Genomic DNA, 11756 nt, shown 5'->3' on the forward strand with positions numbered 1-11756 from the left:
GAATTATTGCAATAAGAGAATTGTTAATAGAAAATGCAGTTGATAATAATAACCAGATTATAGAAAAATAAACATTTCTAAATCTTAGTCCAAAAGGAGAAGAAATAGTTAAAAATCCAATGATTAAGGAAATTATAAATGAAGTTGAAAGTTTGTCTGCTGGGTTATATTTATTGATGTATATATAGTAGAATATTACAATTATGTACAAAAATAGATATATTAAATCTGAAAGAATTAGTTTTCTAATTTCTAATTTTCCAATAATAAATTTCCTATTCATTGATTTTTCTATCTATTATGGATATAATTGGAGAACTATTTCTTTGTCATCACAAATTTCTCTGAACTTGGTTTACCGTTTAAATTTCCGGAAATCTCAGCAGTTAAAGTATTATTCGCTCCTTTTGTATAGGTTATTTTTTGCGGATAATCGTGTTTCGGATTTTCAAAAACCAATTGTTTGTCTGATTCAGCAGTCGATTGAAAAGCCACCGGTTTATCATCATTTTGACCTTTCACCGTGGCAAAATAGGTTAAGGTTTCTTCTTTTTGAGATAACACGATGTTTTCGAAATGAATAGTATCTTTTTCTTTAATGAAATAAGAGGCAGCACTAAAAGTACTGTCATTTAATTTTTGCCAATTTTCAGTCAGAATACCGTCCGGAGATTTGTTTTCCCAGTTTCCTATTAACCAGTCCGCGACTTTGATTTTATCTTTCTCGGCAGAATCTTTCTTCTGGCAGGAAACAGCAGCAATTAAAAGCACTGAAAGGGTAATTTTTTGAAACATATCTATACGTTTTGGTGTTAAATCGAAAGGCTAAAGTATGAAAAAGAATGGTTTGTTTTAAAAAGTGAGATGTGAAATGTGAAAAGTAAAAAGTAAAATGGTAACGCATTTCAGATTTAACGTCTAATGTCTAAAATCTAACATTTCAGAAAATTCACATCTAACAAAATTCACAAAGAATCGAATATACCAATTCCTTTGTTGGTTTCTGATCTTTTAATTTGGCTCGTACATCGTCAAAAGTAACTTTAAAATCACAACCTGATTTGTATTCACTACAGCCGTAGGCCGTTTTACCCTTGAGAATTGTTCCTTTTTGACATTTTGGACACGTTAAGGCATCAGATGCTGCTGTCTCTGATTTTGCTTTCGGAGTGGTTTTCTTCGTCTCTAATTTAAGTTTGTAATTTTCTTCAAAGCGAATCAAACCTTCAACAGTTCCTTCTTCGGTTTTAAACCCTTTTATGTTTACAGTAGATCCTTTCTGAACCAATCTTAAATATTGATTTTCGGATATTTTCTTCTCTGCAAAAGTATAAGGCAGCAGAAAATCACAACCCGATTTATAATTACCGCACCCAAAAGCTGATTTTCCTTTTATTAAAGTAGCTTTTTGGCATTTTGGACAGGTTTCGGCTAAAATTCCCGCGGCTTTCTTTTTCTCTGCTTTTACAACTGGTTTTTCAACTGTTGCTGCATGCGAAATATTAGCATGTCTGGTTTCGCTTCGTACTTCGGTGACCAAAGCTTCTACCATTTGTTTCATGTTTTTAATAAAAGCTCCTGCAGTAAAAGTTCCTTTTTCGATATCTTTCAGTTGCTTTTCCCAGGAACCTGTTAGCTCAGCCGATTTGATAAGTTCGTTCTGAATCGTATCAATTAGCTGAATTCCCGTAGGCGTTGGCAAAACCTGTTTTTTGTTTCGAACGATATACTGACGTTTGAAAAGTGTCTCGATAATATTCGCCCTTGTTGACGGACGACCAATACCGTTTTCTTTCATGAGTTCGCGAAGATCTTCATCATCGACCTGTTTTCCGGCAGTTTCCATAGCACGCAGCAAAGTCGCTTCGGTAAACTGGTTGGGTGGTTTGGTTTCTTTTTGCAGAAAAGAAGGCTCATGCGGCCCTTTTTCTCCCACCACAAAACTGGGTAACAAATCCGCTTCTCTTTCTTTAGCGTTCGGGTCTTCAAATACGATGCGAAACCCTTTTTTTAAGATCTCTTTTCCGGTGGTTCTGAAAGTTACATCGGCTGCTTTACCAATTACTGTGGTATTGGCTACGAGACAATCATCGTAAAATACAGCAATAAAACGTTTCGTAATAATGTCGTAGACCTGCTGCTGGTTGAATTGCAAATGAGCTTCTATTCCGGTTGGGATAATCGCATGGTGATCTGTAACTTTTTTATCGTTGAAAACCTTTGGTGATTTTTTTATTTTTTTCTCTAAAAGCGGTTGGGTCAATTCGGCATATTTTGTTAATTTTTGCAGAATCCCGGGTACTTTTGGATAAATGTCATTCGGTAAGAAGGTGGTATCTACTCTGGGATAGGTGACTACTTTTTGTTCGTATAAAGTTTGTACGATTTTAAGCGTTTCATCTGCCGAAAATCCAAATTTGGTATTGCAGTATACTTGCAGACCTGTTAAATCAAATAGCTTTGGAGCGTATTCGTTTCCGTTCTTTTTTTCAACCGAAACAATTTCGAATTCACTTTCTTTGACTTTATTGGCCAGAAGCTCTCCATCTTCTTTTTTAAGGAAACGTCCTTCTTCATAACTAAAAAGAGTTTCTCGGTATAAAGTCTGCAGTTCCCAATACGGCTGAGGTTTAAAATTTTCGATTTCTTTAAATCGGTCCACTACCATGGCCAATGTAGGTGTCTGTACACGTCCGATAGACAGCACTTGTTTGTAACCGCCATGTTTTACGGTATACAAACGGGTAGCATTCATTCCGAGCAGCCAATCGCCAATAGCTCTTGAGAATCCGGCATAGAATAAATTGTCGTAGTTTTCAGAGGGTTTCAGATTTTCAAAACCTTCTTTGATGGCTTCGGTGGTTAGAGACGAAATCCATAAACGCTGTACTTCGCCCTTATAATGTGCCTCATTCATCACCCAACGCTGAATGAGTTCTCCTTCCTGCCCGGCATCCCCGCAGTTGATGACTACTTCGGCTTTGTCGAACAGACTTTTTACAATTTTAAATTGCTTTTGGATGCTTGAACTTTGCACCACTTTGGTTTCAAACTTCTCAGGAAGCATGGGTAAGTTGTTCAAATCCCAACTTTTCCAATGGGGTTTGTAATCGTTGGGCTCTTTTAAGGTACACAAATGCCCAAAAGTGTAAGTTACAGCATAACCATTGCCTTCAAAATACCCGTCGTGTTTGGTATTGGCTCCCAAAACGGATGCGATTTCACGTGCGACACTTGGTTTCTCAGCAATACAGACCTTCATTTTTCTCTTTCTAATTCAAAAGCGAAATTAGGAATTTTAAAAGTGGTATTGAAATAATAGAGTTACAAAGTTACAAAGGGACAAAGATGCAAAGGGACAAAGGTTTTTGTTTCCCGTAAATTTAAAAGAGAATTGAATTGGTGTGGACAGAAGGATTTAAAAAAATCTGCATAATCTGCACAATCTGCGAGAGAAAAAAATAGATGTTTTTTAATCTCGTGGCTCAGGAATAAAACATAAAACCACAAACAGTAGCTTGTGGTTTTTTGTAGGTATAAATTTCAGCTTGCTTTAGAAGTAAAGCGGCTTGCTATTGGGTTATTTTAATTTTAGACGCAAATTGGATTCTCTCAAAAATTCATTAACATGTTCTTGCTTGATTTGTGTTCTGTTTAACCCCTTCAGATTGCCTACATATCCTGTAAAAACATGGCTTATATTGAGGGGAGAAATAACACCTTTATGAGATGTATTATGGCAAAAGAAGCAATTAACAAGATCGTTAACTGAAGTTTTACTTATTGTTGTTGGACTAAATCCTGCCTGAACATAGGTTTCCATCGTAATATTGTAGGCTGCAACAGAACCTCTGGTTAGTTTTCCGGGGTTAGAGTCTGAAAGAGTATCACCTAACGAATTTAATAAGGCCGCTTGAGCCTGAGTAGTATTGTATCCTTCAGTATTAATCCATAATGAACCATTGTAAAAATAATTATTCCAGATACCTTTCAGCTGTGTTTTAACGCTTTGATTGATAGTACGAATATTATTGAAGTTTTGTGAACCATTTTGACTCGTTTTCATATAAACCTGAACATTATGCGGACCTTTCATTACTTTTTCGACAGGAACACCATATTTGTAAACAGAAAAGATATCGGTATAAATTCCGTTCTTACTAGTTATATTTTTAACGGTTGCGGTGTCTTTTTTATTAAAAAAAGGATAATCAACTGTACTTGTCACTGGTGCATCAGTTGTTGGCGTAGCTTTAGACCAATCGTAAGCAGGGGCAAGATTTTCATGTTCAAAAGTAGCCCATACAAATTCGGGATGATTTTCTACTACTCCAACGACATGCATCCCCAAAAGTGCTATTCTTTTTTTCACTCCATTGATGACACCCTGAGTAATAAAATAGGAAGAAGGATCTTTAAGAGCACTCGCATCAATCCAGGAGGTTTTAAGTTCTAAGGAGCCTACAGGAAAAGTTATATCTTTTATTTTGGCAGGATCTTTTTTTGCTATTGGACCATATTTTAGCATGGTTGAATACATAAGGTTATCCATGAAAATAGAATAATAAACCGTAGTAGATTTAGGAACGCCTGATGTATATTTAGGGGTTTTTAAAATGTCCTGTGGAGAACTTGCCTGAGCGGTATCTCTTAGAACAACAATTCCTTCACTTGTATCTACTCTTTTACCTTCCGCAGTCACCTGAATTAATTTACGCATAAATAATGGCAGTCCATTGACGTCATTGGTGAGCCAAAGAAACTTTTGCCACGACCATTGGTGAAAATCACAATTGTTTACGGTTGCATTGTTGGCAAATACGCTCGTTGGTCCTTCATTGGGCGGAGGAGTCTGGCGCGTGTTGTTTACCATCGTAAACCAATTAGCAGGAGCTAAACAGGTAGCATCAGTGGCAGTTTTGTTTAGTGTTGTGTAAGTGTCTTTTTCTGTCTTTGGATCCTTTTTACAGGCACAGAAGGCGATTAGCGTGATTAAAAGCAATACCTTTTTTGTAGTTTTCATAAGTTGGGGTCTTTAGTTCGTTTTTGTAGTTATCTCTTTTTGAATAGTTGAAAGTAGGTAATTAAGAAACGGGCTTCTTAAAAAATGTCTTAAACGCTCCATTTTTAGGTATGAAGACCAGAAAAGAGTGTATGAACAAAATAGAAGATTATTCTTTTGTTCTAAATTAAAAAATAATAAGATAATTACTTCAAAATGTGTGATATAAAAGATTAAAATAATTATATTCGTTCTGCCAAAACTAATCTTAAACCGTTAGAAATGAATATAAAACAAGCTACGACTATAGACGAAGTCATTCAGCTACTGGATGAAATAATTGCAGTATCAAAAATAGAACAAAGTAACATAGGTTTATTTGCAACGTTATACCGTGAAGTTACGGTGAAAGTAAAAGAAGGCATTCAAAATGGAGCCTTTCAAAATGGAGAGCGAATGGAGAAACTGGATGTCATTTTTGCCAATCGGTATTTAAAGGCCTATTACGAATATAAAGCCAAAGAAAAACCATCAGAATGTTGGGGTTTTGCCTTCGAACAAGCCGAAAAGTTTTGGCCGATAGTGCTGCAACACCTATTACTCGGAATGAATGCCCATATCAACCTGGACTTAGGGATAGCCGCCGCAGAGATCAGTACAGTAGAAGATATAGGAAGTTTAAAAGCTGATTTCGACAAAATAAATACCATTCTAAGCAGTCTTGTAGGAAGCGTAGAAAAATGTTTGATTAAAATTTGGCCAACGCTTACCTGGATATTAAAAGTAACAGGCAAAGCAGACACCTTTTTTATTGACTTCAGCATGGAAACCGCCAGAGACGGTGCCTGGAAATTTGCCAATGAATTTGTAGCGGTTCCCGAGGATAAAAGAAAAGCCTGTACACATGAAAGAGACGAGAGAATAACAGAAATCGCCCGCTTGGTTTCAAACCCGGGTTATTTTGTGAGCGCCGTTTTCAAATTCATTCGTTTATTCGAAAGGGGTACAGTCGCTCAAAAAATAATCGATATGCAGATTGTTGAACAAAAAAACTTGGAATGTGCTGTTGCTTAATTTTTAGAAAGAAGCGCAAAGAGTATTAATTCAATTTTTCTATTTTGAAATCGAGAGTCATTCCTTCAAACAAAGCTTTTCCTTTAGAGGTATTACCATTTATCTCAAATATTTCGACAGCTATAGTTTTTCCTAAAAAATCAGGTCTCTGACATTTCGTAAAGGTAAATTCATAATTGCAGTTTGATTTCCAGGTAATTTTACCTTGAATTTCGTCTTTCGATTCTTTAATAGTCTCAATTTGGGTTGTTTCGGTTCGAGTTATAAATGTATCCGGAAGTCCTTCGCTTGTATAAAGAAATTTTCCAGTTTTAAATTTTTCACAATTCGATTCTTGTGAAAGGCATTTAATAGATAGAAAGCCAAGTAAAAGAAAAATATATACTTTTTTCATAAAATCTAGATTATTTGTAAACAAATATATTGCAGATTGGATTTTAATCCAATCTGCAATATTGGCCGAGCCTATGGCTCTTTACCTTGATGATGTATTTTTTTCTTTTAACCGAATGTTTTCGGTTTTTACAGAATCTTTTTGTTTTATTGTGTCCTCCGGCTTAGTTACTTCAGATTCATTTATTGTGTCATTATTGATTATCGCGGGTTCACCATCTATCATGGCTTTTCCCATACAACTGGTTAAGGAGAAAACTAAACTCAAAGAAAATAAGGCCATTTTTTTAATGGGTTTGATTCTAATTCGGTTAAGTCGATTTTTTAAGTGATCGTATTTTGTATTTTTTGTAGTTGCTACCTGAGTAGATTTAAAATGCCCGCAGATACTTTCTTTACCTGAATTTTCAACAAAATAGTTCTGAATTTCGGTAGTATTCATTTTTGTAAAATCAACTACAGTTTTACTACACGAACCACAAAATCTACCATTTTTATTGGGTGACATTGAGTTCCAGTTTTCATTACAGGGTTTCGGTACAGTTATTTTATTTTCCATGGTTATTTTAAATTGATAATTCAATTGGTTAGACAAAAATTATTCCAGAATGAGAATATTTTTCTACCTATTTATTTTTTTTTCTTGCGATGTGCACATCTCGCTCTTGCTGTCGTATCAATCTTAATTTCGTAGGAATGAAATATTTTGTAGCAACGGATTGAAATCCGTTGAAAAAAGGATTTTTGTTTTACAAAGTTCCATAGGAACGACATCTATTTGCCGTCTTTAGAGGTTTCGAACCGTTGGTCTTTTTTGTAAACGTATATATTTAAATTAAGACATTCGAAGGCTAAAAGTTAATAATTGTTTTGCGAAGTCTCTTGACTTTTGCGTGTTAAGACTTCGAAGAGCGGACTTTCGTTTAAAGAACTGTAAATCGTTTCTTCCGACCAGTTCAATTTATAGAATTTTATGTAGCTCATCCAGCAATTCCATTTCGTCACTGGGTAAAAGCTGTAATGCGATTTCGAGTAAGTTTATGATATCGATGTCAGTCTCTGATGGATCACTTTTAAGGGTTTGAATACAGGTTCGCAGTAAAGACGAAATAGTTGAATTTAATTCATTGTAACTGGCTATTTTGAAACGAGACACAACCAAATCATTCTGCTGTTCGGGTTTCAGACTTGTAAAAAAGTTCATTTTAGAGACTAGATTTAAAAATTGGGTTGCTTGTACTGTACGGTCTTCTTTCATGGTGTATAGTTTTTAAATTGATGTAAAAATCTTACTTTTGAAAAATATTTGGCAAGTAAGCCAGAGATGGCATGATATAAAAAAATTCAGGTTTGTAAGCGACAAATGAACTTTGTTTTTTACAAAAACCTATTTTTCTTTGCAAATTTTAAATATCTTTGATTTATGAGCACAGCAACAAAACCAAAACATATCGGCAGAAACATTAGCCGAATCAGAGAGCTTAGAGGAATGAAACAAGAAGCTTTGGCTATGGCAATTGGCGTAACCCAGCAAACAGTTTCTAATCTTGAAGCCAGTGAAACGGTAGAGGAAAGTAAACTGGTAGAAATTGCAAAAGCGCTTGAAGTAAGTGTAGAAGCGATTAAAAATTTTTCGGAAGAAGCGGTTTTTAATTATTTCAATACTTTTAATGAAGCAGTTTCAGGTAGTAATTTTGGTCCTCAAAGTACTTGTACTTTCAATCCTCTAGATAAAGTCGTTGAACTTTACGAACGTTTAGTACTCGCTGAAAAAGAATTGGTGAAGGCTGAAAAAGAAAAAGTCGAATATTTAGAGAAAGTACTGAAAGGAAAGTAATAGTCTCGAAAGAGAGTTTTTATAAGATTGTTCAGAAGTCATGGTGAAAGATTTACAAAAATATGCTGAAACTTTTTTGACCACAGAGCTAAAAGAAATTTTAAGTTCTAATCGACACAAAAATACAAGTGAGTTAAATGAATTTGAAAAGGCAATTATTTATAATTATTCTGATATTGGTTATGAATCTTTGAATGAAACTTTAAGAGATGGAAAAGATTTACCTGAATTTGGAAAATATTTAAATTATGCTCTTAAGAAGTTGCCGGATTATAAATTGCTTTGCTACAGATCTATAAAAGTTAGTAAGTCGAAATTACAGAAATATTACGATGCTCTTAAAAATAATTCGATTATAATTGAAGAGAGCTTTTTATCTTGCAGTAAGTCAAGATTTGTAGCTTCAGGTTTTAGCAGTAGTCCATTATTCATAATTTCTTCTAAAAGAGGAAAAGACATAGAAAAAATTGCTAAATTTGGTATAGACAATGGAGAAAATGAAAGGGAAGTGCTGTTTATGTCAGGTTCAAAATTTAAAGTTATGGACATTACAGAAGAAGCAGATAAAACGATTAGAATAACACTTGAAGAAGTTTGATATGGATTTGGTAAAAGAATATAATGAAAAATCACATTTCAAAAATGCAAATGATATTTTTGAAGTTTTGGCGGATGTTCTTATGTCTGGAACTATAAGATCTGAGTATAAAAATCCTCACACCATTGAAAATAAGGAGGAAATTAATTCTCTTATGATTAAATTTCTGGAGGATGTTTTGTCTAATGATTTGGCTAATACTAAGAAAAGGAAACTGTCTGTAATAAATTTATTAGACGAATTCAATTACAGAAATGAAATACTTCATTTAATGGCAGTAAAAAACTCCTCAAAAGGTAATGAGCTCGAAAAAACATCTGAGAGAATGGGACGAAAATTTATGTCGTCTGTAAAAGAATAATATTTTACCCGTTATGTTCACGAGCGTCCCGCACGTACTAACATAGGGAGTTTTTATAATAAGAATGCGCAAATGTCTTTTGGGACTTTTGCGCATTCTTGTTTTTATAAAGTGATTTTTTTGCGTTCGCACGAGCGTGGGAGCCTACTTTTATTGTTGTGGCAAATTTGATTTTTATTTTTGTTTTGCCACAAAAGCTGTAACAAATTTTAATTTATTTTCATTTTGTTACAGAAGTTGTAACAAAGTTGAATTTATTTTTATTTTGTTACAGAAAGTGTGACAAAATAATTTTTTGTTTTCATTTTGTCACAGCAAAAAAAATCCTGTAAATCTTTTTAGGATGAAGTGTAAATAGGTAAACTTTTTTCAAGAGAAGACTAGAAAAGAAAGTACGCAAAGTACGCAAAGATTTTTTTCTCATTTTATGTCATTTCGACCGAAGGGAGAAATCACATTAGAAACTCGACACAGAATGTCGCCAATCTTTGTCCAATCCCGCGTGCGATTTGCTTCGCCTGTTCGCTGTCGCTCGAGTCTCCCTTCGGTCGAAATGACAAGCTTTGTGGTTATAGCCAATTGAACCCAATTATTTCGGTAAATGTGCCACCAATTCAACCTCTAATTTTGCGGTTGGCACGTATAATTGTACGATTTGTACCCATGTAGCCGCAGGAAAGTCACCATTGTAGAATTTTTTTCTAACGTTGTTGTACTTTTTCATGGTCTCAATATCTGTGGTGTATAGATTTTCTTTTACCACATTGGCAAACGTGGCACCATAACTCGCTAGTGAAGCTTTTAAATCGTTATAGACTGTTGTGATTCCTGCCGGAGTTAATTCCGTTGTTACAGCACCCGAAATGTAAAGTACATTGTCCACTTTTAAAACCTGAGCATAACCAATAACGGTATCTTGTTTGGGGCCATTGTTCCAATGCCATTTTTCCTTTTTTATTTTGGCTTCCTGTGCAAAACTGATATTGAAAACGAATAAAAAAGAAAGTAAAAGAAAATGTTTCATAGTGGTTTGTTTTTTTTATTGTAGTTGGTTTTAAGGTTTTATCTAGATTTAGACGCATGAGCGGGGGGATTTCTCTCATTTGCGAGAGCTTCTCGTCCATGTACAAAATAAGGATTTGAAATTGATTTTTTTATCCAACTAATTTTTAAGCATACAAAGTCTCCGGACTTCGCACAGCGATTACAATATTTAATAACATTTTTTGTAGCGGGACTAGTAGCTATTTATATTCAGGCCTTTTTTTTATAATATTATCGCTTTCATACTCTACTAAAGGAAAGAATTTTTTAAAATTTAAGCCATACAATAATTCGCCAGAAATATTTTTTATTAAATTATATTTAGTTATCAGTTCGAAATCGTGAGCTTGAAATTTTGTTAAAGTTAAATCAATTTCAGGATTAATTTCCCAAGCGCGACCTAATGACGATAAACTATTAAAAAAAATTATTGCCTGTTCGTAAGTTGATAATTGAGCGCGTAGAGTTTTAATGTAGTTATATTTTGTTTGATATGAGATGTTTTGTTGATTATTAATAAACTTCACTGTTTGAAAAAGATGTCTAAAATAGTGCCCAAATCTAAATTGATGACCTCCATAATATTTAACAAATTTGTTGTGATAGTTTTCTGCAATATTTGAGAAGCTACCATCTAAACATCTAGTTTCTCTCCATCTATAAATTTCCTCAACTGCTTGTCGTCTTTTAGCTCTTGTACTTTGATGTGGTATCATTGCCCATTTTTTGAAAATACTTTTATCATAGGCAGGTTTCAATCGCAGATATTGTATTGTATAATCAATCATTTTATCTTTATATTTATCCTTAAAAATATGTTTTAAAATAAGGACTCCTTCTGCACTCAATCCATAAAAGATGATGTTATAGCAGATGTCTATTCTTGCTAATTGATAAATATCGATTTTATTTTTTATAATGTATGGATGTTTTAGCATTTGCTCTTCATATTCCTTAATGTAGATCTGAGGATTTCTAAAAATGGGTTGTAATTCTGTTTTGCAAATAATAATTTGATTAAAAAAGACTTTAAAAACAGATTTTCCTATAAATTTAGACTTTCCAATATGTAATGAATCGTCATCTTCAACAAGTTTTCTACCGTCGAATTCTAGTTCTGATACATTTTCACGATGCAATTTAATTAAATCAAAGAAGTTACTTTCTAAACGTTCTCTTTGGAAAGATGTTTTCTGTTCTGAGAATGTTAAATACAAGTAATAGAATCCTACCGCGGAAATTAAAGTTCCAATAACTCCACCAATAAAATCACCAATTTGTCCGGTTATATCATATTTAATAGGCATAGGACTCCAAAAGGTATAGCCATCACACCAAATTCGCGCTAAAAAAAATGCTATAGTAAGAAAAGATATTATAACGGAGCCCCATGCTACGGTTTTGTGATTCATCTATTTATTTTTGTAATTAAAGAAAATATAATTTT

At 33.9% G+C, this 11756-nt stretch carries 13 protein-coding genes; 4 read left to right on the forward strand and 9 right to left on the reverse strand.

Annotation, left to right across the window (positions count from 1 at the left end; all coding sequences use genetic code 11):
• From JO950_RS22320 to JO950_RS19120, 4 genes are all read right to left on the reverse strand, one after another.
• Positions 1-283: hypothetical protein (locus tag JO950_RS22320; RefSeq protein WP_237732393.1), on the reverse strand; the 283-nt coding region annotated here is incomplete at its 3' end.
• A gap of 35 nt (positions 284-318) precedes the next feature.
• The gene (locus tag JO950_RS19110) at positions 319-795 is read right to left on the reverse strand and encodes a DUF6265 family protein (RefSeq protein WP_202704071.1); all 477 of its coding nucleotides are present in this window, start codon (positions 793-795) and stop codon (positions 319-321) included.
• 160 nt (positions 796-955) lie between these two features.
• Complete coding sequence (locus JO950_RS19115) at positions 956-3262, reverse strand: type IA DNA topoisomerase (protein ID WP_202704072.1); 2307 nt, start codon at positions 3260-3262, stop codon at positions 956-958.
• 318 nt (positions 3263-3580) lie between these two features.
• Positions 3581-5023 (reverse strand): hypothetical protein, encoded by a 1443-nt coding sequence (locus tag JO950_RS19120; protein ID WP_202704073.1) that lies wholly within the window; start codon positions 5021-5023, stop codon positions 3581-3583.
• A 261-nt stretch (positions 5024-5284) separates the two neighbouring features.
• Here JO950_RS19120 and JO950_RS19125 point away from each other — a divergent pair, with 261 nt between their 5' ends.
• Positions 5285-6076 (forward strand): DUF5995 family protein, encoded by a 792-nt coding sequence (locus tag JO950_RS19125; protein ID WP_202704074.1) that lies wholly within the window; start codon positions 5285-5287, stop codon positions 6074-6076.
• Between the two features lie 25 nt (positions 6077-6101).
• On the opposite strand, the gene JO950_RS19130 is transcribed toward JO950_RS19125, so the two are convergent.
• From JO950_RS19130 to JO950_RS19140, 3 genes are all read right to left on the reverse strand, one after another.
• Positions 6102-6470 (reverse strand): hypothetical protein, encoded by a 369-nt coding sequence (locus JO950_RS19130; protein WP_202704075.1) that lies wholly within the window; start codon positions 6468-6470, stop codon positions 6102-6104.
• A gap of 81 nt (positions 6471-6551) precedes the next feature.
• On the reverse strand, positions 6552-7028 hold the full coding sequence (locus JO950_RS19135) for a hypothetical protein (protein ID WP_202704076.1): 477 nt from the start codon (positions 7026-7028) through the stop codon (positions 6552-6554).
• Between the two features lie 402 nt (positions 7029-7430).
• Positions 7431-7727: a hypothetical protein gene (locus JO950_RS19140; RefSeq protein ID WP_202704077.1), complete on the reverse strand. Its 297-nt coding sequence runs from the start codon at positions 7725-7727 to the stop codon at positions 7431-7433.
• A 165-nt stretch (positions 7728-7892) separates the two neighbouring features.
• Between JO950_RS19140 and JO950_RS19145 the strand changes: the two genes are divergently transcribed.
• From JO950_RS19145 to JO950_RS19155, 3 genes are read left to right on the forward strand one after another with little or no spacing between them, the layout of a single operon-like run.
• On the forward strand, positions 7893-8306 hold the full coding sequence (locus tag JO950_RS19145; protein WP_202704078.1) for a helix-turn-helix domain-containing protein: 414 nt from the start codon (positions 7893-7895) through the stop codon (positions 8304-8306).
• Positions 8307-8346: 40 nt separating this feature from the next.
• On the forward strand, positions 8347-8904 hold the full coding sequence (locus JO950_RS19150; RefSeq protein ID WP_202704079.1) for an ADP-ribosyltransferase: 558 nt from the start codon (positions 8347-8349) through the stop codon (positions 8902-8904).
• A complete protein-coding gene (locus JO950_RS19155; RefSeq protein ID WP_123923496.1) occupies positions 8891-9265 on the forward strand; it encodes a hypothetical protein in 375 nt (124 codons plus the stop codon). The genes JO950_RS19150 and JO950_RS19155 overlap by 14 nt, the downstream gene beginning before the upstream one ends.
• A gap of 589 nt (positions 9266-9854) precedes the next feature.
• Here the strand turns inward: JO950_RS19155 and JO950_RS19160 are convergent.
• Together JO950_RS19160 and JO950_RS19165 are read right to left on the reverse strand one after the other, a co-directional pair.
• Positions 9855-10289, reverse strand: coding sequence for a RidA family protein (locus tag JO950_RS19160; protein ID WP_202704080.1), 435 nt, complete (start codon positions 10287-10289; stop codon positions 9855-9857).
• A gap of 220 nt (positions 10290-10509) precedes the next feature.
• A complete protein-coding gene (locus JO950_RS19165) occupies positions 10510-11721 on the reverse strand; it encodes a putative phage abortive infection protein (protein WP_202704081.1) in 1212 nt (403 codons plus the stop codon).
• Between the last annotated feature and the right edge of the window lie 35 nt (positions 11722-11756).

It is taken from the genome of Flavobacterium sp. UGB4466 (assembly GCF_903469665.1).
GTDB classification, from domain to species: domain Bacteria; phylum Bacteroidota; class Bacteroidia; order Flavobacteriales; family Flavobacteriaceae; genus Flavobacterium; species Flavobacterium lipolyticum.